The sequence below is a fragment of the Cupriavidus sp. D39 genome, assembly GCF_026627925.1.
GTDB lineage: Bacteria > Pseudomonadota > Gammaproteobacteria > Burkholderiales > Burkholderiaceae > Cupriavidus > Cupriavidus ulmosensis.
Genome location: NZ_JAPNLE010000009.1, coordinates 303,496 through 324,295 on the forward strand (window position 1 = coordinate 303,496; position 20,800 = coordinate 324,295).

The 20,800-nt window shown below is 63.5% G+C and carries 20 protein-coding genes and 1 pseudogene; 6 read left to right on the forward strand and 15 right to left on the reverse strand.

The genetic code is table 11. From position 1 onward, the window contains the following. Positions 1–2: 2 nt before the first annotated feature. The 3 genes from OMK73_RS12950 to OMK73_RS12960 all read left to right on the forward strand — a co-directional run bounded on the left by OMK73_RS12950 (position 3) and on the right by OMK73_RS12960 (position 3,505). Positions 3–1,211, forward strand: a complete 1,209-nt coding sequence (locus OMK73_RS12950) for a CaiB/BaiF CoA transferase family protein (protein ID WP_267602406.1) — start codon at positions 3–5, stop codon at positions 1,209–1,211. 33 nt (positions 1,212–1,244) lie between these two features. Continuing rightward, positions 1,245–2,411 carry an acyl-CoA dehydrogenase family protein gene (locus OMK73_RS12955; RefSeq protein WP_267602407.1) on the forward strand — a complete coding sequence of 389 codons (1,167 nt, stop codon included), beginning with the start codon at positions 1,245–1,247 and terminating at the stop codon, positions 2,409–2,411. Positions 2,412–2,503: 92 nt separating this feature from the next. Further along, positions 2,504–3,505: a Bug family tripartite tricarboxylate transporter substrate binding protein gene (locus OMK73_RS12960; RefSeq protein WP_267602408.1), complete on the forward strand. Its 1,002-nt coding sequence runs from the start codon at positions 2,504–2,506 to the stop codon at positions 3,503–3,505. 224 nt (positions 3,506–3,729) lie between these two features. Here OMK73_RS12960 and OMK73_RS12965 read toward each other — a convergent pair whose 3' ends face one another. The 5 genes from OMK73_RS12965 to OMK73_RS12985 form a co-directional block, all read right to left on the reverse strand. Next, a complete protein-coding gene (locus OMK73_RS12965) occupies positions 3,730–3,978 on the reverse strand; it encodes a hypothetical protein (protein ID WP_267602409.1) in 249 nt (82 codons plus the stop codon). A 91-nt stretch (positions 3,979–4,069) separates the two neighbouring features. Beyond that, on the reverse strand, positions 4,070–4,780 hold the full coding sequence (locus OMK73_RS12970) for an SDR family oxidoreductase (protein ID WP_267602410.1): 711 nt from the start codon (positions 4,778–4,780) through the stop codon (positions 4,070–4,072). 104 nt (positions 4,781–4,884) lie between these two features. Further along, positions 4,885–5,232 carry an MTH938/NDUFAF3 family protein gene (locus OMK73_RS12975; RefSeq protein WP_267602411.1) on the reverse strand — a complete coding sequence of 116 codons (348 nt, stop codon included), beginning with the start codon at positions 5,230–5,232 and terminating at the stop codon, positions 4,885–4,887. Positions 5,233–5,269: 37 nt separating this feature from the next. Then, on the reverse strand, positions 5,270–5,464 hold the full coding sequence (locus tag OMK73_RS12980) for a hypothetical protein (protein ID WP_267602412.1): 195 nt from the start codon (positions 5,462–5,464) through the stop codon (positions 5,270–5,272). Between the two features lie 222 nt (positions 5,465–5,686). Then, complete coding sequence (locus OMK73_RS12985; RefSeq protein WP_267602413.1) at positions 5,687–6,127, reverse strand: hypothetical protein; 441 nt, start codon at positions 6,125–6,127, stop codon at positions 5,687–5,689. Positions 6,128–6,395: 268 nt separating this feature from the next. On the opposite strand from OMK73_RS12985, the gene OMK73_RS12990 reads away from it, so the two are divergent. Beyond that, positions 6,396–6,560, forward strand: coding sequence for an FmdB family zinc ribbon protein (locus OMK73_RS12990; protein WP_267602415.1), 165 nt, complete (start codon positions 6,396–6,398; stop codon positions 6,558–6,560). Between the two features lie 378 nt (positions 6,561–6,938). Here OMK73_RS12990 and OMK73_RS12995 read toward each other — a convergent pair whose 3' ends face one another. Further along, entirely contained in the window at positions 6,939–7,382 is a 444-nt protein-coding gene (locus OMK73_RS12995) for a GNAT family N-acetyltransferase (protein ID WP_267602417.1), read from the reverse strand. 600 nt (positions 7,383–7,982) lie between these two features. Between OMK73_RS12995 and OMK73_RS13000 the strand changes: the two genes are divergently transcribed. Both OMK73_RS13000 and OMK73_RS13005 read left to right on the forward strand, forming a co-directional pair. Further along, positions 7,983–8,834 carry a hypothetical protein gene (locus tag OMK73_RS13000; protein ID WP_267602418.1) on the forward strand — a complete coding sequence of 284 codons (852 nt, stop codon included), beginning with the start codon at positions 7,983–7,985 and terminating at the stop codon, positions 8,832–8,834. A 350-nt stretch (positions 8,835–9,184) separates the two neighbouring features. Beyond that, entirely contained in the window at positions 9,185–9,376 is a 192-nt protein-coding gene (locus tag OMK73_RS13005; RefSeq protein WP_267602419.1) for a hypothetical protein, read from the forward strand. A 609-nt stretch (positions 9,377–9,985) separates the two neighbouring features. Here the strand turns inward: OMK73_RS13005 and OMK73_RS13010 are convergent. The 9 genes and pseudogenes from OMK73_RS13010 to OMK73_RS13055 all read right to left on the reverse strand — a co-directional run bounded on the left by OMK73_RS13010 (position 9,986) and on the right by OMK73_RS13055 (position 20,789). After that, positions 9,986–10,960: an IS5 family transposase gene (locus OMK73_RS13010; protein WP_267601347.1), complete on the reverse strand. Its 975-nt coding sequence runs from the start codon at positions 10,958–10,960 to the stop codon at positions 9,986–9,988. A gap of 789 nt (positions 10,961–11,749) precedes the next feature. Then, entirely contained in the window at positions 11,750–12,790 is a 1,041-nt protein-coding gene (locus OMK73_RS13015) for an IS110 family transposase (protein ID WP_267606358.1), read from the reverse strand. Positions 12,791–12,863: 73 nt separating this feature from the next. Further along, the gene (ltrA, locus tag OMK73_RS13020) at positions 12,864–14,363 is read right to left on the reverse strand and encodes a group II intron reverse transcriptase/maturase (protein WP_267602420.1); all 1,500 of its coding nucleotides are present in this window, start codon (positions 14,361–14,363) and stop codon (positions 12,864–12,866) included. Positions 14,364–15,561: 1,198 nt separating this feature from the next. Further along, positions 15,562–15,915, reverse strand: coding sequence for a RidA family protein (locus tag OMK73_RS13030; RefSeq protein WP_267602422.1), 354 nt, complete (start codon positions 15,913–15,915; stop codon positions 15,562–15,564). A gap of 70 nt (positions 15,916–15,985) precedes the next feature. Beyond that, positions 15,986–17,142: pseudogene (locus OMK73_RS13035) on the reverse strand (NAD(P)/FAD-dependent oxidoreductase). Beyond that, positions 17,132–18,511 (reverse strand): NAD(P)/FAD-dependent oxidoreductase, encoded by a 1,380-nt coding sequence (locus OMK73_RS13040; RefSeq protein ID WP_267602424.1) that lies wholly within the window; start codon positions 18,509–18,511, stop codon positions 17,132–17,134. The pseudogene OMK73_RS13035 and the gene OMK73_RS13040 overlap by 11 nt, the downstream one beginning before the upstream one ends. Further along, positions 18,504–18,839 (reverse strand): (2Fe-2S)-binding protein, encoded by a 336-nt coding sequence (locus OMK73_RS13045; RefSeq protein WP_267602427.1) that lies wholly within the window; start codon positions 18,837–18,839, stop codon positions 18,504–18,506. Before OMK73_RS13045 ends, OMK73_RS13040 begins: the two co-directional genes overlap by 8 nt. Then, complete coding sequence (locus OMK73_RS13050; protein WP_267602428.1) at positions 18,829–19,956, reverse strand: NAD(P)/FAD-dependent oxidoreductase; 1,128 nt, start codon at positions 19,954–19,956, stop codon at positions 18,829–18,831. Before OMK73_RS13050 ends, OMK73_RS13045 begins: the two co-directional genes overlap by 11 nt. A 38-nt stretch (positions 19,957–19,994) precedes the next feature. Then, on the reverse strand, positions 19,995–20,789 hold the full coding sequence (locus OMK73_RS13055; protein ID WP_267602430.1) for an ABC transporter permease: 795 nt from the start codon (positions 20,787–20,789) through the stop codon (positions 19,995–19,997). Positions 20,790–20,800: the final 11 nt, after the last annotated feature.

Sequence of the window (20,800 nt, forward strand, 5' to 3'; positions counted from 1 at the left end):
GCATGCAAGAGCAGAAACCCGTCTGCGCCGGCCCGCTCGACGGCATCCGCGTGCTTGACCTGACTTCGGTGGTGCTGGGCCCGCTGGCCACACAATCGCTGGCCGACCTGGGCGCGGACGTCATCAAGATCGAAGGGCCGGAAGGCGACCTCATGCGCGCCAACGGCGTGTCGCGCAACCCCGGCATGAGTTCGATCTATCTGGCGCTCAACCGCAACAAGCGCTCAGTGGTGCTGGACCTGAAGACACCCGCGGGCGCGGCGGCGCTGCGCCGCCTGATCGCCGGCGCCGATGTGCTGATCCACAACATGCGCGTGGCCGCCATCGAGCGGCTGGGCTTCGGCTACGCCGCGGTGGCGGCGTTGAACCCGCGCATCGTCTACTGCGTGGCCACCGGCTTCGGCCAGGACGGCCCGCACCGCGACAAGCCAGCCTTCGACGACATCATCCAGGCGGCTTGCGGGCTGGTGTCGCTGGGCTCCGCCGCGGGCAGCCGGCCCGAGTACGTGCCCAGCCTGATCGCCGACAAGACCACCGGGATGGCGCTGGCCAACGCGGTGATGGCCGCGCTGCTGCATCGCGAGCGCCACGGCAGTGGGCAAGCGGTGGAGGTACCGATGCTGGAGACCATGGCCAGCTTCGTGATGGCCGAGCACCTGGCCGGGCTGACCTTCGAGCCCGCCACCGGCGCGGCCGGCTATGCGCGCCTGCTGCAGGGCGGGCGGCGGCCGGCGCAGACCGCGGACGGCTGGATCTGCGCGTTACCGTACACCGACCGCCACTGGAAAGCCTTTTTCCACGCTGTGGGCCGCGACGACCTGGCCGACAAGTACAACATCGCCAGCCGCGCGCAGCGCAACGCCCATATCCGCGCGCTGTACCAGCACCTCGCGGAAATCACGCCGGCCCGCACCACGGCGGCGTGGATGGCGCTGTTCGAGACGCTGGACATCCCCGCCACGCCAATCTACACACCGGACGAATTGCCGGCGCATCCGCACCTGGAAGCGGTCGGGCTGTTCCAGCAGACCGAGCATCCCACCGAGGGCCCGCTGCGCGAGATGCGGCCCACGGCGCGTTTCTCCGCCACGCCGCTGTCACTGCGCCGCCACGCGCCCACGCTGGGCGAGCACACCGACGAAGTGCTGCGCGAAGCCGGGCTGGCGCCTGAAGACATCGCCCTGGTGGCGGGCGGCCGGGACGCCGCCTGAAGCGGTGCGCAAAAACAACAAAGGAGACAAGGCATGAACTTCGCCCTGGAAGAAGAACACCAGATGCTCAAGGACCTGGTGGCGCGCTTTGTGCGCGAGCAGTTGATTCCGCTCGAAGCGGGCGTGCTGGCCCGCGAGGCAGAAGGCGGCCAGCTCATGCTGCTGCCGCAGGAGCAGGACAAGCTGGACGGACTCTCGCGCGAGCTGGGCCTATGGGGCCTTGACGCGCCGGCCGAGATGGGCGGCGCCGACCTGCCGGTGGTGGCCATGGTCGGCGTCAACGAGGAACTGGGCAAGACCGTCACGCCCTATGACCTGCCGCCCGATTCGCCGAATCTGCGCATGCTGCTCAAGACCGCCGACGCGGCCCAGCGTGCTCGCTACCTGGAACCGTACGCGCGCGGCGAAACCATCTCCGCCATCGCCATATCCGAGCCCGGCGCCGGCGGCGACCCGGCCATGATGACCACCCGCGCCGAACGCGACGGCGACGACTGGGTGCTCAACGGCCGCAAGATCTGGATCAGCCGCGCCGCCCGTGCCGACTGGACCATCGTGATGGCCGTCACCGACAAGACTCGCGGCGCCCGCGGCGGCATCTCCGCCTTCCTGGTCGATCGCGGCACGCCCGGCTTCAAGGTGGAACGGCGCATCCCCATGATCGGCGGTGCCTCCACTTACGAGGTGGTGCTGGAAGACTGCCGCGTTGCGCGCACGCAGCTGCTCGGCGTGGAAGGCCAGGGCTTTGCGCCAATGCAGGCACGGCTGTCCAGCCGGCGCGTGCAGATGGCGGCCTGGTGCATTGGCCGCGCCCAGCGCGCGCTCGACATGCTGTGCGAGTACGCGCCGCAGCGCCGCACCTTCGGCGCCGCGCTGGCGGACCGGCAGGCCATCCAGTGGTGGGTGGCCGATGCCGCCACCCGCATCCACGCCTGCCGCCTGATGACTTACGAGGCTGCGGCGCGCATCGACGCCGGCGACGAGGCGCGCACCCAGGTCTCGATGATCAAGGTGTTCGCCACGGAGATGGCCTGGGACGTGATCGACCACGCCATGCAGGCCTTCGGCGCGATGGGCATGACCAAGGAAATGCCGCTGCAGCAGATGGCCAACGAGACGCGGCTGATGCGCATCTACGAAGGCCCTTCCGAAGTGCACCGCTGGGTCATCGCGCGGGACCTGCTCGGCCTCAAGCGTTAGCACGCTGCAACATCGAACCACGGAATCCCCCGAACCATCGACACACCCGCACCGGCGGAACGCACTGCCGGGCGGAGGACCAAGGAGACAACATGACCCGACCCATGAGCGGCTCGCGGCGCCGCTTCGCCATCCTGGCCGGCGCCGCCGTCGCGGCTGGCCTGGCAGGCGCGCCGTTCGCCGCGCTGGCGCAGCCGCAGGCATTTCCCAGCCGGCCGATCCGCTTTATCGTGCCGTTCCCGTCCGGCAGCGGCACCGACATGACCGCCCGCATGTTCGCCAAGAAGATCGGCGAGCTGACAGGGCAGGGCGTGGTGGTGGAGAACAAGCCGGGCGGCAACGGCTTTATCGGCGTCCAGACACTGCTCAGCGCGCCGGCCGACGGATACACGGTGTTTATCGGCAGCAACTCCACGCTGTCCACCAATGCCGCGACCTTCCGCAAGCTACCCTACGACCCGCTGACCGACTTCACTCCCATCACGCTGCTGTCGCGCGGGCCGTGCCTGATCATCGTGCCCGCCAGCTCGCCGTACCACACGCTCAAGGCGCTGGTGGAGGATGCGCGCAAGCGGCCCGGCGCGCTCAACTACGGCACCGGCTCGGTGTCGTACACGCTGTACAGCGAATGGCTGAACGAGCAAAGCCGCATGAAAACCACGGGCGTGCCCTACAAGGGCGCGGGCGACGCGATCAATGGCGTGATGGCCGCCAACGTGGACTTCGCCGTGGTGGACGCCAGCGGCGCGATCGAGCTGGTCAAGGGCGGCAAGGTGCGCGCGCTGGCCTATACCGCGCCCCAGCGCTCACCGCTGCTGCCGGGCGTGCCGAGCGCGGCCGAAGCCGGCGTGCCGGACTTCCTGGCCTACAACTGGGTGGCGGCGGCGGTCTCCGCCAAGACACCTGCGCCCATCGCGCAACGCCTGGGCGAACTGTTCGCCCAGGCCGGCGCCGCCGACGACGTCAAGGAGTACTACCAGCGCCAGTCCACCTCGCTGATCCTGTCCACGCCGGCGGAACTGCGCGGCTACCAGAAGGACGAGATAGCGCGCTGGAAGCGGCTGGCGGCGATCGCGAAGATCGAGCTGCAGTAACAGGAGAGCACATCGCGCAGGGAAGGGGCTCATGCCCCTTACGCTTCTTTAAGGATCAGCGCAGCACGATCTTGTCATCATCATTCTCGGTAGCGTTGCTACCGGAGGGCAGCGGTGAATCCGCTCCGTGACGGTCAACTCGCGATCGTTGCACATGAACCCTTTGACGAGACTTTTCAATTGGAAAGCCTGTAACGTCGGATCGTTGTTGATTCCGATTCCGTTCACCCGAACGTACCCCGCGCCAGGTCTTTTTCAAATTCCGTGGTCCATGCGGTGCCATGTCCGATTCGGTACTCCATTTCCTTGAGCGTCGACCTGCGGACGACGGTGACATAGCCCTGGAGAGGGTAGACCTCGTCGACGACGTCGGTCGTGTCGGTTTCCTGAAGCAAAAAATCAGCCTCGGCAAGCTGGTGACGGTGCAAGATGGCGACGAAATCCGTTTTTTCGTCCGGCGCGATCACTGACATTTGGCGTCCTCCCGATATTGAACGCTCGACTTTTCCAAGATAGCACAGCGTCAACGCCGTGGTGGTACGACGGGCGTTCGGGCGCGCCGCGCTACCACGGAATCGGCTGGCGATCACGGAAAAAGCCGCCGCTGGGCCCGGCTTCAGGCAGCGTCGCGAGCCAGACGACGGTGTCGATGCCCTGCTCGGGCGAACGCGGTGCATCGAGGCCACCCAGGTCGGTCCGGCACCAGCCAGGGCACACCGAATTGACCTTGACGCCGCTGTCGGCCATCTCGGCGGCCAGGATGCGCGTGACGGCATTTAGCGCCGTCTTTGAGATACGGTAGGCCGGCACGCCGCTGGCCATGTCCGCGAGCTGACCCATGCCGGAAGCCAGATTGACCACCCGGCCGGCGCGGCTGGCGCGCAGCAGGGGTGCCAATGCCTGTGTGACCCGCAATACGCCGAAGAGATTGGTTTCCAGGGTGGTGCGCAAGGTCTCGAACGGCAGTTCGAGCAAGCTGGTGCTGTAGTGATCGAGCGAGACGCCGGCGTTGTTGATCAGCACGTTTACGCGACCGAAGCGTTCGGCCAGCCACATGGCCAGCGCGGCCACCGAATGATCGTCGGTGACGTCGAGCGGCTGGCATGCGAGCGAGTGGCCGGTAAGCGCGAGCCGGGCCCGCAACGCCTCGAGGTCCGCCGGCTTGCGCGCCGTGGCGACGACCAGGTGGCCTTCCACCGTGGCTAGATGGCTCGCGGCTGCGCGGCCCAGGCCGCGACTCGCGCCGGTGATGACGGTGATCGGTTGGCTGCCCATGCTGGCGCCTCCTTATCGGCGAGGGCGGCATCGGCGTCGGACATCATGGCCGCCCGGCGCATGAGGAAAGCGGCCAGTTCGATGCTGGCGTCAATGCATTCTGTCTAGCAGGTGAGGTGCAGGATCGCATTGGCGCTGCGGGGGTGCTCCTCCAGCCTTGCGATGGCTTCGGCGGTCGGAAGAATGACCAGTTCGACGTGGCGATGCCTGGCCTCGCGCTTCACATCTTCCATCACCGGCAACGCACCGGTGCCGGTGCCGATAACCAGCTGGCTGCAATTCCAGGGTATGTCTTCCCTGACGGATAGCGGTGTATGCCCGAATGCTTCACGGAATTGCCTGGATGGCCTCTTCTTGCGTTTGCGAACCTTACCCTGATCGATGACCACGTCATGCTGGTAGGTCACGCCGTCAATACAGACGGACCCAAAGGAAAATGCTTCGAAGCGCATACGTACCTCCACTGGGACGCTGGCCGGTGACGGTGGCTCATGACTCGTTCTTGTGTAGTTTGCCGGTGCTGGTTACCGAAACCACGTCCAGGTCGAAGAATGGGCTGTCCTGGGGCGGCGGTGGCAATCCCGCGCCCCAGGCGCTGATGGCAAGCTTGATGTATTCGGCCATCTGCTCGTCGGAGACGTCCTTGGGTTGGTCAATGATGACCACGTACCGATGATTGCTCATGGTGCATCCTTATCGGCTGGCAGCGAAGATGCTCCAGGCTGCCATGGTGCCGCGCTCTCGTTTTGCATGGCACCGCGATTGCCCCTTATGCTCTGTGCCGCCGTCACGCCAGGAATTGCCTGTCACGCCTTGAGTATAGGGGCACGCCTGGCTGCGCACCCTGCAAGCTGGAGCAGGTCGCCCCCTGGAGCGGGCGCGGGCAGCGACCATGGAGCGCGTCTCCTAGCGTTTGCGATGCTTACCGGCGCGCGGCGCATCGTCGGCCGGATCGGGCATCAAGTCCTTGTCCAGCACGTCATCGATGTTGGGCGGTGCAGGCGGGTGCTCTTCCCGCTCCGCGCTCCGGTCCGCCCGGTCCGCGGGGGTATCCGCGGGAATACTCTCGGCGGCGCGCGTGATCTCGTTCATGCCTTCTTCCGGCGCGTCATCCTCGTCCGGGTCATGGCCATGGGGGAAATCGATCGGTTCTGCCGCCCGTTCGGTGAATTCGTCAACGGCCTCCTCGATGTTCTCCCACACGTCTTCCAGTTCAGTGGAATCCAGGATGCTGGGAATGGTGCGATCCGTGCGCGGCCGACCCGGTGAACCGGTTCGCCGCGTCTTGCCAGAATCCACCTTGTGCGGCTTTTTCATCGTCAACTCCTGACCGACGATCGTGGTCATGCTTTGTGCAAGCACGCGTATGTTTCAATAATAAGCACGCAATGAGCGCGGTGTGAAGCATAGGTGCCTGATGCGGTACTGGGCATGCGAGGCTGCCAGGAGATTCGCCAGAACGGAAGCTCCGGAACGCCATGGAGAAGATATTCCGTTATTCCCTTATCGCCTCGCTTGCCGAGACAGTATCCTAGAATGGAGTGCCGAACAGCCGGAAGTCGCTGGCATCGCAAGATCCAGCGTGTCCCTGCACCAAGCAGGATGGAGGCGCGTCATGCCCACCTATCAGTACCGTTGTGAAAAATGCGGTGAGGTTTTCGACCGCGCGGAACATCTCGCCGAACATGAAGCCGGCCACCCGTCTTGCCCCAAGTGCGGCAGCAAGACGGTGCAGCACATGCCAACGCCGTTTGTTGCGAAGACGGCGAGAAAGAGCTGAGGTCTGCCCAGCTTCGATGGCGAGGGCGAAATCGTGGCGGTAAGGGACGCTGAGCGAATCACGTCCCCGTGTATCGTTTTCTGCTCCGGCGCAGCCTCGTCAAAGGCGCTTAACTGAACGGCATTACCGCCGAAGCGGCGCTTTGTCTCAGGCATCTCCGATGCGCCGGCTGTGCAGGTCGGCGCACACAGTTGCTTGTGTTCCTATTGGGCTATGCGACGACTATCTCCAGTTCACCGTGTTGCCCAAAGTCGTGGCCAGGGTGGCGCAGGGGCGGCCTTCGTGCCAAAGACTGCGCTCAGGTAATGGCGCCTCGCCGCGTGCGTTGCGGGTCACCGGATACCTGCGAGCCTGGTGACGTTCCCGGGGCTATCTAGGCTATCTGAGCTCGCAATGCATGCACAACGCAGAGGATCGCGCGGCGTTCCGGAACTCGGGCGAGGCTTGAAGCTCAGGCGGAGCCTCATCAACAGGGATACGGGAGAAGCCCCAGCGCGCGAAATAGGCAGGAGCCGATGTGGATAGGAGAAACGCGTGGCGTGCCTCGGTACCGCGAGCGCGGACCAGGAGCTTTTCGACGAGGCGGCTCGCGATACCTCTATCACGATAAGCAGGCTCCACAGCGACGGACCGGATAACAATGGATTGCCCATGACACTCTGCGGCGGCACAGCCAACAAGACGGTCATCACAAAGCGCAATTTGGAAGCTGTCGAGAATCTCCTCCAGATTCTCCGTGGCCAGGCCGCATTGAGTTAGCAATGCAGCTAGGTTTCCCGTATCGGCTTGGGAAGCCGGACGGAGATAAACGTGGGTCAGCATGAAAAGGTCTCCGGTCAGTGCTCGATGTGGCTGTAGGCCGCCGTGGCACTCTGTTGATGCTGCGGGTCAGTACCCACTACTGATGCCGCGCAACTATTTGGTGCAGCAGGTTATCGCTTGAACGCTCCTATGACAAGCCTGATTCAATTTGTATCACGATGTGATAAAACCTCTCGCCACAAGACTCAAGCACAGCCGGCCAGTGTGGCAGCGGAACATGAAGATACCGTGAAAACCCTGGTATGTGATTCCCGGGTATCTTGAATTGTGCGGGGAGCGCACCTCATATGCTTCGTCGAAGTGCGGTGGCAAGAGTTCTCCACTCAACCTACGCATTCGCTCGTGGGGCATAAAAGGCAATTGCCCGGGAGCGGAGCATCCTGTCACGGCTGCGCGGCGGCACCGCCTAAAACGATCGGAAGAGCAAGATCCGACCCGCACGCCACTTTCCACCAGATGTAAAGATTATTCACTGGCATGTAGCAACGCCTGGACCAATACTTCAGCGCGGTCGCCAAAAGTAATAAAAATATTCATTAAATACTTTATGAAATATTTATCATAAAGTTTAACCGACGGATCAAATTTACGGGAGTACCCATGCCTGACAATAAACTGATCGGCTTTTACCCTTCCGGATGGATCTCTGGGAGTGCAGAAAACACGCTGCAACGCGATGGCTCCATCTCTGTCGTTCCCGAACTGCCCAGCGGGGCGATAATCCTGGGCATCGCGGTGCTGCCCATCCACATCTATTCCAACGATCCCCATCCGGAACCATTTCCCGGTCTGGTGGTGACCTTCACAACCGATGGCCGCGGCTTTATCCTTCGAGCGGAACCCTACAATCCTCGCGATTCAATTCAGTCATTCGAATGGCAGGTGACATATGGCCAGGCGCCTGCCGGTTATCAACCAAGGGGCTGGGTCTGCGGCGTCACCGCCAACGCATCATTGCCGCAGAAAATTAACACGGGCCTCGCGCGCGACGTCTCCATTGCGGGGGTATCGATTCTCCCGATCCATATCTACAACAATGATCCGAATCCCGAGCCCTGGCCCGGTCTGAGCGCGGAGTTCACGGAGGCGGGAAATATCTTTCTCAGTTCAGATGGCACCGGGCCCCGCGACAGTATCGATTGGTTCGGATGGCAGGCCCTGCTTGGTCCATATGGAGCCAGTCCCGCACGCATTGGCTGGCTCTCCGGCGTAACGGGCAATGCCGAACTCCCCATGCAAGTGACGCCGGCTGTCCCGGCTGGCTACGGCATTGTGTCGGTGACGGTTCTTCCCATACATATCTACGATAACGACCCCAAGCCCGAGCCATGGCCCGGATTGCGCGTAAAATTCCCAACCCCGCAAAGCTTCACCATTCAGGCGGTCCAAAACAACCCTCGCGACAGCATTAGCTGGTTCGAATGGCAGGTTAGCTATGCTGCCCTCGAGTAAGGAGGCCTGACAAGGACGTCGGCCGCCCGGGGCATCTGACCGGGCGCCGTGCGTTCAAGGCTGGATCTCCCCTTGCCGAGGTCGGCCCGAAGCCGTCATATTCTTCATGTCATGGAGTTTCGCCGGTCGTAAAAGACGAAATCAGGTTTAAATAATCCTGTATGGCGTTCTCGCGGTGGGGGGCCTACACTTTGTAAAATTCGACTTCGATCGGGAGTGGCGCCATGCAGGAAGGTAGGTTTTCCAAAGGCTACATAGAGTTAGCTCGTAGCCTGGCGGAGGCGACGGGCCGTCGACTCGTTCGCGAGGATGGCCCGGCGGCGGGAGATCTGGTCACTGTGCATAGCAGCATGGATCCCGAAGTGGTGTTCGATCTGCGAGTAACCGCCAGTGCAGGTCCGGAATCCTGGACCTGCGTCCTCTTGGGGATCGAGCGCGACGCGACCTCACTCATAGCCTTCGATGGGCTGGAACTAGGTGAGGAACTGACGGTATCCCGGGCCGAGATTGCAGGAATCGTCCGTTGTGGCGGTATCCATTAGCCTGCCGCATTTCCGCCGAGGCAACGTCAACGCATTGCTTGCTTGCTGGCGGTGGCTTGCGGTGCTAACCGGATCGGTAAAGCGTCCCGGTTAGCGGCCCTTGCAGGTGCGTCGGGCGGCCCATGCGCTTGCCCTGGGCTAGTGTCCCGTTCCGCTGATTCGTTCGCAAAGTCTGTTGAGCTTGGAGCAGGAATTGTAGGTTGGGGGAAAGGTGCGATGTGTATTGCTTGTGGCCCGCTGACGCGGGGGGCTCTTGTGGGCGGGGTTTTCATGCTTCTAGCTGCTGTCGCGGCTGTACGGTGTTGCCGTTTTAGAACGTGTGAGATGTCACTTTTCTTTACTCGTAAAGGAAAGTAACCAAAAAAGCGATCCTTGCAGGAGGCTGGCGTGGCGTCATTGGGGACCCCAATGATTTCGTCGTGCGGCCCCGGGTTCTAATGACCTCGTGCCGTTACCAGTTTAGGGCTACGCTGAACAAGCTGGGCAAATTGAGTTACGCAGGTTGATCAGGAGCCCGTTCGGCCGGAAAAATAGCTGTGGCGACGAGAATTTGCCCTCGCGCGCCCCAATTGGGGTGTGTTGGCGGGGCGCCCGCCCCGCATTCGCCCTTTACGGGCGGACTGCTCCCATCAGATGCCCTCGACTCAAATAGAGATTGGCCAGCGCCAGCGCCGTGAAGGCTCGGCCGGCATTCTTCTTCAGGCCGCGGTAGCGGACTTTCGTGAAGCCCCACAGGCGCTTAACCACGGCGAAGACATGCTCAACCCGGGCCCGGATCTTCGATTTGTTACGGTTCTTCCCGCGTTGCACTTCGTCAATCTCCCCGTTTCTGCGGGTCCGCTGATTGGTGAAGTCCTTGGCGTGCGGCGCCTTCGATGCGATCAGCTCCTGCTGACTGGCGTATGCGCTGTCACCGTACACACGCCGCTCCTCCCCATGCAGAAGCTGGGGCAGCGCATGCTTGTCGTGAACGTTGGCCGGCGTCACCACCGCGGAATGGGCCAACCCGCTCTGACTATCCACGCCAATGTGCAACTTCATGCCAAAGTACCACTGCTGGCCTTTGCGGGTCTGATGCATCTCGGGGTCGCGCGACTTCTCTTCATTTTTCGTCGAGCTGGGCGCACCAATAATTGTGGCATCGACAATTGTGCCGGTCTTCAGCTTCACGCCATTGGCTTGCAGGAGTCGGCCAACCTCCGCGAACAGCCGTTCGGCAAGCTGATGTTTCTCCAGCAGCCGCCGAAACTTCAATACCGTGGTGGCGTCCGGCACCGGCTCACGACCCAGGTCAATTCCTACGAAGCGGCGCAGGCTGGCGCTGTCATATAGCGCTTCCTCGCAAGCCAGATCTGCCAGGTTGAACCAGTGCTGCAGAAAGTGGATGCGCAGCATCCGCTCCAGACCAATGGGCCGCCGGCCATTGCCTGCCTTCGGATAGTAGGGCTCAATCACGGCGCACAATGCCGCCCACGGCACGATCTGATCCATCGTCGCCAGAAACTCTTCACGTCGCGTTGGCTTGCGGTGTTGCTCGAAACCTGCACATTGATCTGCACCCGCTGCCAACGTCATCTGCTTCATGTTCATCTCTTTGCGCTCGTGATTCTTCAAATAACGCGCCTTCTCACGAATCGGAGGACTTGATCAGCATTGCCTTAGATCATCACGACGCTGCCAATGCCCAGGGTTTCGTGGTGGCCCCCACCGGTAGCCACCACCACGAATTTCAAGCCGTCTGTCGCTCGCGGCGCGGGCGGCCACGAAGTTGCAGGCGTCCCGTTTTCGTCGTGGGCGCGGTGGCACCGAGAAAATAAATCCGAGGGTTTCACCACCGCGCCAACCCCACCACGAAACCATCACGGTGTGATATATCGTGGTGCTTTGCACCGGTACCGGCAGATGGGTGAATGAGCAGGGATGCCGCTACCGAGCAGTCTCACCACGAAACCAGCGTCATCCGCAGTATCGTGGCCATTCAAACCGGTAACGGCACGAGTCCATTAAAACCCGGGGCCTGACGACGAAACCACCGGGCTGCGCAACCCCGACAAGCCAGCCTCCTGCAAGGATCGCATTCTTTTGGTTACTTATATGAACGCGCCCCGGTTTGCCAGGTAAATCATCTCATGATGCTCGGCGAGGATTTGGTTGCAGCCTTATATCCGGCCTCATGCAGGTCAAGCCTGCGGGCCCCTATGGAATTCGCCAAGAACGGCCCTCGTCTTTTCAGCGTGCTCGAAGCACTAGTAACCGATCAGGGTCTCGTTCTTGCGGTCCAACCTGTCTTGCCATCACGTCACATTTACCCGCGCAACCTGCTAGTCGAATTCAATTAACCTGCTTCAATAGCCGCAGCTAGGGCTGCTGTGCCTACGGTTTTGGTAGGCGCAGCTGACCTAGCGCGGAATCCGCCATTTGCCTGGCCGTCTCCGCCTTCTTCAGCTCGTGGTCTCTTTCATACGGCTCCTTGCCCCTCAGCACCGCCCAGGCAATTCTTGCCGCCTTGTTGGCCATCGCCACCACCGTCACGTTGGACGGGCGTCGGCGCGCCAGTTGGTCGCACCAGGCCCCTTTGTCCTTGGCCCGGTACACGACTGCTCTGGCACCGTGGATCAGCAGCATGCGCAGGTAACAGTCTCCGCGTTTGCTAATCGCCCCCAATTGCACCTTGCCCCCAGTGCCACGCTGGCGCGGCACCAGCCCCAGGTAGGCCGACAGTTGCCGCCCCGATTCGAAGCCCTGCGCATCGCCGATCGTCGCTAGCAGCGCCGTGGCCGTGAGCATGCCGATCCCTGGAATCGCCATCAGCCGCTTGCACGCCGGCTGCGTTTGGGACCAGGCCTTGATCTGTCCCTCCAACTGCTCAATGCCTTTGTCTAGCCGACCGATCAGCTCGAACTGTTCGCGCAACGCCTCGAACACCCTCGCCGGCACGTCTTCCTCCACTTCGGCCAGCCGCTCGCGCATCTCCGCCAAGCCCGCCTGACGCCCCTTCTTGAAGCTCAAGCCAAACTCATAGAGCGCGCCGCGCAAGGCATTGATCATCATCGTGCGCATCTTGATGTGCTGCTCTCGCATCCGATGCAACACCAGTGTCGCCTGCTGCTCCACTGTCTTCGGCGTCACTGCGGGCATGCCCGGCTGTTGCGCCGCCGTCCAGATCGCGCGCGCATCCGCCGCATCTGTCTTGTTGGTTCGCACGAATGGACGGACGTATTTCGCGTGCAGCAGCTTCACCTCATAGCCCATCTCGAGGAGCTTGCGAGCCCACCAGTGCCCGCTGCCGCATGCCTCCAGCGCCACGCGTCCTTTGCGCTGAGCTAGGAACTCGATCAGCTTTTGACGCTGGAATCGCCGGTTTTGTATCTCGCCAGTCTCAGGGTCAACCCAGTACAGCTGGTCGGGTAGCAGCGACGCATTACTGCGCCGCCGCCCCTAAGAACCGGACGTGCGAGTCGCCCCGCATCCGGCTCAAGCCATTCCTTCAGCACCATTGGATGGCACCGGGCAGCCCGACGGAGCGTTTCGCGGATCGACGGCGGGCAAGGTAGATGTCCCATGCTGGATCAAATGGATTGGCCAGTCCCCGGATTTTGACGTGGCGCTGAATCGCGACCGTCGTTGCGCGGAAGAGTTGCAGGCCGCAGGTGTCACCCTCGGTTGAACCCTTCGTCGCAAAGTCCCAGGACCGGTGTCCGTCTCGCCGGAAGTACCGTTGCCTGACCCACCGGGCTCCTTTCGTGGGGTGCCTACGTCTTGCCCACTTCCAGAGCAGGTGCCAGATGTGCGAGTCTATCGTCGAGAAGGTCGCTTTTGCCACGACGTGGCGATGATACATAGCCCATCCCCGAATGATCGGGTTCAGCCTACGGATCAACACCTCTTGGGTGGCACTCGCGTTGCCTTTGATGACTTCCCTGGCCTTGTCCAGCAGCGATTTGATACTTTTCTTCGCTGGCTTGGTCAGCAGTTTGCCGCCGTACTTGCGCACGTTCTGGCCAAGGAAATCGAAACCCTCCACTATGTTGGTGATTCTGGTCTTCTCTTCCGAGAGTTCCAGGCATCGGGCGGCCATAAACTGCCTAACCGCGGGAAGCACCCGGGATTCCAGCACATCTTTCGATACGCCAGTCACCACAAAGTCATCGGCATAGCGGACGACGTTGAGTTGAGCCTTGCTGCGAGCAAGTTTGGATGTTCCCACACTTGCATGAACTGCTGCTTCAAGCCCATCCAGCGCCATATTCGCGATCACGGGCGAGATGACACCCCCTTGGGGTGTACCCGCCCACGACTCGAACAGGGTTCCCTCATCGATATATCCGGCCTGAAGCCACTTGCGCAGAACCCCCTTATCCATCGGTATGTTCTCCAGGAACCAGGAATGACTGAAGTTGTCGAAACAACCTCGAATGTCACCCTCCAGAATCCATTCTGGCGAGGCACGCTTGGCCAGAACCTTGAAGCACTGTTCGATGGCATCGGCGGTCGAGCGTTCGGGCCGAAAGCCGTAGGAATTGGCGTCTGCCAGGGTCTCCGCGACGGGTTCCAGAGCGAGCTTCCATAAAGCCTGCATCGCCCGGCACCGCATACATGGAATTCCCAGCGGACGCTTCTTGCCGTTACTCTTGGGAATGTAAACCCGCCGCAGCGGCATCGCACGATAGCCGCGATGACGTAGCGACACCATTCCGTTCCATCTGGCCGCCGGGGACGACCATATCCTGCCATCCACCCCCGGCGTCCTCTTACCGCGATTTTCCGTCACACGCTTCACGGCCAACATCTTGCCGCTATGCGAGCGGGTCAGCAGACGTTGCAAGGCTTTCACCTTGCCCCATCTGCCCTCCCATGTTGCCTTAGCGATACGCGCCTGAAGTCGTTTCACGTCGGCCGCGATGTGCGACCAGTTTGCCTGCTCCCACATCCGCGCCGGGTGCGAGGACGCACCAGCCGCGCTCGCTTGCACGTCGCTCGCCGTCATCTGCTCTTCCCCGTATAACGATTAGTCAAGGTTCTCTCGCCATGAATGACCCTGCGGAAGTCTGCCCACTTTCGTGTCGGGCAATGTTGCAGTCCGTATCCCGGCCATTACAGCCGGGCGTTCGCTTTCTCCGCATTCCTTTACCCACAGCACCAGCAGCGTTCCTTACGGTTCGCCTGCCGTCGCCGGCAGTGCTATGGGCTTACCCTGTTCCGCATGAATCTCCGAGCGGGGCGGACCCTTCCTCTTCGCCGGCGGCTGGTTGTCCATGGTGGCCCAGTATTCAAAGACCACTCCTCACCGCATACCGTTTTGGTTCAAGCCTGTCAGCACGTTTGGCTTGTCAAAGATCACGACGTTTATCAGAAGTTCACATGTGTTGGTCGTACCCACTCATCCCTTGCTCCTCTCCGCCTTCGCGCTGGCAGATTCCGCTTCGCCTCGCGGCTGGGCGTACCGGTTATCCGGCGGCTACGTTGTCCCCAGAGCTTCATACCGAGCTGTTACCGGCTCCGCATGTCTGGGTAGGGAACGGTTGATGGAACAACCGGTTTCGTCAGGTCATACGTTCTCCTGTGAAACAGAAATTCAGGCGACTTTCAGGTCGCACGAACACATGCTTTGCAATATCCAGCCCAAATGTCATAGCATTCATTTCGGGTCCCTCCGTTCCTGTAGTGGTGGTGACATCTTCCACTCTGGCACATTGCGATGCCGTTCGGTCTGGAGGGACCCCTTCTCCTCAGGCTTTTTTTGCCCGACCCACACTACCGTTTCGGCTCCTCGCGCTCCACTGCGGGGACGGGGCGCGTTCATACCATCTTTTCTTGACGAGTAAAGAAAAGTGACATCTCACACGTTCTAAAACGGCCAACACCGTATAGCCGCGACAGCAGCTAGAAGCGCTAAAAAATCGCCCACTCACGCTATTCTGCATCAGCAGCTAGAAGCATCAAAACCCCGCCCTAAAGAGACACCCCCGCATCAGCGGGCTAGTCCTGTTCCCAAAACGATGCGTGCCCGCGCAACCAGCGACGCCGGGATACTCCGCGAACGCGCCATCGAGGCAAGTTGAGACCGCTCGTCTTCGCTCAACACCAGATCCAGCTTCGGTCGTCCCATTGGCATGTTGGCATCTCCCGTTCGTCGATACCAACATCCTACAAAAATATAGATCCGTTAACAACGGAACGGGACACTAGAGCGCCGCCGTCACGATGATCTCAACCAGCAACTCGGGGCGCGCGAGCTTGGCCTCGCAAGTGGCTCGCGTCGGCACGGCATGCTCGGAAATCCAGTCCTCCCAGGCGACATTCATGCCGTCGAAGTCGCGTTCGATGTCTTTCAGCCAGATCTGCACAGATAACAGCTTCTCCTTATCAGAACCGACGCTAGCGAGGTAGCCTTCGATCTTGGCCAGCACGTCGCGCGTCTGGCCGGCGATGTCCGCGGTCGTGTCACCCGCGGTGACACCTGCTACGTAGACGATGTCATTGTGGACAACCAGTCGGGAAAGCCGTTTGGTGGATTGGTGACGCTGGATATTGCTCATGTGAATTCCTCTTGTCGGTGGTAGTGGTGTTGATGCTGGCGTGAACAGTGGGTTGGAAGACGGGCCATGCTTAGTCGTGCAAAGCTGCCGCTCGCACGGCTTGAGGCTTGTCGAAGCGGTCGATGGCAAAGGCTTCAATTGGCAGCGAGGCACGCCCCTCGGTGACCAGTTCGGCGACGATCTGGCCCACGATCGGTCCGAGCTCGAACCCATGTGCGGAGAAGCCGAACGCATGCACCAGGTCGGGCGCGCAGCGGCTGCGGCTGATGACTGGGATGTCGTCTGGCATGAAGGCTTCAACGCCCGCCCACGCGCGATTAATGGCAAGCGGGCCGAGGTGGGGGAAGAGGGCGGTGACGGTCTGCGCGCTGGTGGCGAGCTTGAGCATGTCGACCTCGCCGTGGCGGGCTTTGGCATCGGCCTCGCAGCGTAACCCGCCGCCGATCAGCACGGTGCCGTTGGCGAATTGCTTGAACGACAACGCCCTGCCGGTGGCGCCCAGCACTGGCTTGACGAAGGGGGCCACGCGGTAGGTGATCATCAGCATCAGGCCGCCAACCTGCACCGGCACCGGCTCGCCGACTTGTCCCGCAAACTCGCCGGCCCACGCGCCCGCCGTGTTGACGAGGTGACTGGCGCTGAAGGTGCCACGCGGGGTGCGGACAAGCCAGTGGTTTTCGGTGCGTTCCACCTGCAACGCTGGCGTGCCCTCGTGTATCGCGGCGCCGGCGCGCGCCGCTGCGCGCCGAAAGGCGGTCACGGCGCGGTAGGGGAGCGCGTGGCCATCGTCGCGTGCCCAGATCGCACCCGTGACATGAGGCGTGATCGACGGCACCAGCTTGCGCACCGTGTGCGCGTCTACCAGTTCCTCATGTGTAAAGCCCAACGCCTCGAGCTGTGTGACTCGGCCGCGCAGCACTTCCAGCTCGGCCTCGCTCTCCGCTACCTTGAGCTGGCCGCTCGGCACAAAGTCGGCATCTTCGCCGGTCAGCTCGGCAAGGCGGTGCCACATCCCGCGCGCGGCAAGCGCGAGGGGAATCTCGGCAACGTGACGGCCAAGCGTGCGGACTCCCCTGCGTTCACGCCGGAGGCGTGCCGGCCGCAGTATTGCGCTTCGAGCAAGGTTACCCGCAGGCCGCGCCGCGCCAGTTGCAGCGCGCTGGAAGTGCCCTGCAGGCCCCCGCCGATGATGATGACATCGGCCCCCAGCTTGGCGTCAGGCTTCACGGGCAAGCTCGCCAAGGGTGATCGGCTTGATGGGCGGGCGGATGCGGTAGTAGCCCACTTCCTGCGGCGGCACGCCGCGCGCCTGCGCAATGACTTCCGTGACGGTCAGCCCGCACAGCCGGCCCTGGCACGGGCCCATGCCGCAGCGGCCGAAGGACTTGGTCTGGTTGGGACCGCCGCAGCCCAGTTCGACGAACGCGCGGATCTCGCCGGCCGTGACCTCTTCGCAGCGGCACACGACGACCTCGTCGGCGGGGATCCGGTTGGCAGCCTTGGGGCGATACAGCGCATCGAGGAAGGGCCGGATCTGCAGATGCGAGCGCAGCGCGGCGCGGGCCGGCGCTGCGTGGCGGTCGCGCCCCGCGGCGTCCAGCCGGCCTGCCGCGTGCGCGGCGGCCAGCCCGGCGAGCTCGCCTTGCAGGCGTGCCGCCAGCGCGCCGCCGATGCCGCGTCCGTCGCCGGCGATAGAGATGCCGGGAATGTCCAGCGCGCCCCATTCGTCCGCCTGCGGCTGCCAGCACAGCTGGACATCGTCCCACCGATGCGCGGCGCGCAGCGCCCAGGTGAACTGCGTATTGGGTACCACGCCCTGGTGGAGCAGCACGGTGCGGGTCTCGATGCGTTGTTCGCGCCCGCCGCTGGTGAAGCGCAGCGCGCGCACGGCATCGTCGCCCTCGACAGCCAGGCCGGTGGCGCCTTTGTAGAAGGGCACGCCGCTCTTCCTGAGCGTGCGCATCAGCGCCAGGCCCTTTTTCAGATAGCGCCAGCCGGCCAGCGCGCCGCCCAGGTGGGATAGCGCGCGGCGATAGTCGGCGCCATCGGTGGTGTCGACTATGGCGCGGATCGGCACCCCGGCGCGCGCATACTGCCACCCCAGCAGGTAGAGCAGCGGGCCGCACCCGGCCAGCACCACCGGCTCGGCGGGCGCCAGGTCGGCGCTCTTGAGCAGGATCTGCGCCGCGCCCGCGGTCATCACGCCGGGCACGGTCCAGCCCGGGATCGGGAAGGGCCGCTCCATGGCGCCGGTACAAAGAATGACCTGATCGGCTTGCAGGCTCGCCACGCCGCCATCGCGCAGGTAATGCACCACCCGCTCGCGCGTGACTTGCCATACTGCCGCGCCGGTGATGTGCTGCGCGCCGCTGGCGGCGAAGGCCTCGGCCAGGGCGGCGCCGGCCGCGTAGTCAGGCCCGAGGATGCGCAGCCGCTCCGGCGTGGCCGCCGTGATGGCGCGATAGATCTGGCCACCGGGGGCTTCCTGCTCGTCCAGCACCGCCACGCGCGCGCCATGGGCGGTGGCGGCCACGGCAGCGGCCATGCCGGCCGGGCCGGCGCCGATGATGGCGATATCGAATTGATGCTCAGGCATGGCCAGCCTCCGTCTCGGGATCGAGTTCAAGGTCGCGCGCGCCATGCTGGCTGCGCACGGCCATGCCTTCGCGCACCTGCACTAGGCAAGCCTGGCGGCTGGGTTGGCCATCGATCTCCATCAGGCATTCAAAGCACACGCCCATCATGCAGTAGGGCGCGCGCGCAGCGCCGCTGACCGGCGTGGTGCGCAGGGGCGTCACGCCGCTGGCCAGCAACGCGGCCGCCACGCTGCGCCCGCAGGGCACGCGCAGGGGCTGGCCGTTGAATTCGATCGTCACCATGGCGGCGCCGTTGGCAAGCGGGCGGAACAGGGCTTCAGTGGGCATGATTAAAAACCTGGTTGGTATCGAGGAAGCGGTCGCCGGTGAATACGTCGATGCCTTCGGGCGTGGCGCCGCCGCTGACCCACGGCGCCACGCGGAAAACATGGGCGGCGGCCAGCGTGACGCCGCTGTGGCAAGTGGTGACGAAGGCACCGGGGCAGGCGGCGCTCTCCTGGTAGATCGGGAAGCCGTCCGGCGTCATCACGCGCAGGGCGCCCCAGGCGCGTACCAGCTTGAGGCTGGCCAGCGCGGGAAAACTGCGCACGCCGCGCCTGGCGATCGCGCCGAGCACGTCCACCGTCGTGCCGTCATCGAACCCGACATCTTCCATCGAGTCGCCCAACTGGATGGTGCCCTCGTCGGTCTGCCGCACGTATGTGGTGGGATGGTCGAGGAAGTGCGAGGCCCGCTCGCCGATCAGGACCTGGCCGCGGTTGGGCGCCACCGGCGCATGCAGCCCGATCTGCCCGGCCAGCGCGCGATTGCCCAGGCCAGACGCCAGCACGATGCGGGGCGCCGCAAAGCGCGTGCCGCCGGCTTCCACGACAAAGCCCGCGCCATCGCGCGCAATCTGTCCCACGCCGTGCCGGGGCAGTATCCGGACACCACGGTGCTGGCATGCCGTGTGCAAGGCGCGCAGCAGCTTGAGCGGGTTCGCATGACCGTCCATCGGCGTGTAGCTGGCGCCGGCCACGTCCGGGCCGATGCCGGGCAGGCGCGCGCCCAGCGGACCGTGGTCCAGCATCTCGAACGGATAGTCGCCGCCAAGGTTGTCCTGGATGCGTTGCAGCCGCGCCTCGCGCGCCTGCATCTCCTCGGCGGAAAAACAAAGGTGGAAGCCGCCCGGCTGCTTGAGCTGCACATCGATGCCGGTATCTTCCAGCAGCGCGGCGGCAAGCGCCGGCCACCGCCGCGCCGAGCCCATGGTCCAGCTGGCGTAGGGCGCCATGCCATGGCCCTTGCCCTGGACCCAGACCAGGCCGAAGTTGCCGCGCGAGGCACGCAAGGCATCGTCGCCTTCGTCCAGCACGGTCACGCGCACGCCGTTGCGGGCGGCGCCGTAGGCGATGGCGGTGCCGACCAGGCCGCCGCCGATGACAATAAGATCGCTTGTGGTCATGATGAAAGTGGGTTGCGAAAGACGCCTAGCGCGGGCGTTCAGTTCTTGCCGATCAGCACGCGGTCGAGCCCGACGATGCGGTCCAGCAGCACCATCAGCACTAGCGTGCCGACGATCAGCACCGTGGACACCGAGGCCACCAGCGGATCGATGGTCTGGGCAATCTGGTTGTACATGGCCACCGGCAGCGTGGTGGTGCCCGGGGTGGCGACGAACACGGTCATGGTCAGCTCGTCGAAGCTCTGGATAAAGGCCAGCATCCACCCGCCCGCCACGCCCGGCAGGATCAGCGGCAGCACCACGCGCCGAAAAGCGGTGAAGCGGCTCGCGCCGAGCGACAGCGCGGCGTGCTCCGCGTCGCGGTCCAGGCCGGTCGCCGCTGCCAGCACCAGGCGCAGCGCATAGGGCATCACCACCACCACGTGCGTCAGCGCCAGCCAGAAGAACGAACCGCTGACGCCCACCGTGGTGAAGAAGCGCAGGAAGGCCACGCCCAGCACCACGTGCGGGATCATCAGCGGCGACATGAAAAAACCCATCAGCGCGCCGCGCCCCGGAAAGCGGTAACGGGTGAGCGCCAGTGCGCCCGGCACGGCCAGCGCCACCGCGATGGTGGCCGAGGCCAGCCCCAGCCATAGCGATAGCCAGAACGCGTCGACAATCTCGTGGGCGTCGCCGATAGCGCGGAACCAGCGCAGCGAGAGCCCGTCGGTGGGCAGGGAGATATAGCCCTTGCCGGTGAAGGAGACCGCCACCACCACGAGCAGCGGCGCCACGATGAAGGCGATGAAGAGGCTGTGGTAAAGCAGGGAAAACAGTCCGTTCTTGCGCATGATCCTCTCTC